This window comes from Sphingobium sp. D43FB (assembly GCF_002312805.1).
GTDB lineage: Bacteria > Pseudomonadota > Alphaproteobacteria > Sphingomonadales > Sphingomonadaceae > Sphingobium.
The window spans coordinates 1-622 of sequence record NZ_NMUA01000171.1 but is presented as its reverse complement, the minus strand read 5'-3'; the positions used below and the strand labels follow the sequence as shown (position 1 = coordinate 622).

1 protein-coding gene is annotated in these 622 nt (G+C 42.1%); it reads right to left on the bottom strand.

Features of this window, described 5'->3' with window-relative positions:
• On the bottom strand, positions 1–622 hold a 622-nt coding region (locus tag SxD43FB_RS25495), incomplete at both ends, for a hypothetical protein (RefSeq protein ID WP_176482919.1).

The following is a 622-nucleotide window of genomic DNA, read 5'->3' as shown; positions in this document are numbered from 1 at the left end:
AGCCGCTTTTGAATCACTGGTGACATCGATGAATGCTAGAGCATACTGAGCACCCTTAATCATTGCTCCAGCATTGATGAGCTTTGCCCCGAGCTGGGTAGTGGTTACAGCCGAATCCTGCATATTGTCTATGCAGTCATCCTCACATTTCCCATCAAGCTTGTAGAGCTTCTGATAGTCTTTTGCGATGCCGCTGACAACGCTTGAGATTGTATCTCCGACACTGCTACTGCTGTTCGTTTTGGACGTGTTAAACAGATAGTCTTTTGTCATTTCAGAGAAATCGACATCCGTTGTTGATTTCGGTTTTGCATCATAAATCGCTATGATTTCGCTGTATGCATCACCTAAGTCCAAGAGGTCAGAGCTATCCATTCTCGATGAGACCGCTGAATCATCGATGAATGAGTTTTTGCCGGTCGCTGTATACTGGATATTATTGTTAAGCAGATAAGCCAGCATATTGTCAGTGTTTTTCAACTCCTTAATCTTCACATAGTTCGTGAAGTAGAATTTCGAACCACGATGCAAAGCTTCAGTTAAAATTCTATCGGTATCAGGGTTTTGTAGGCTTTCATAAAATGACTGACTCACAGCGATTCTGATTTGTTCTTGTTTATTC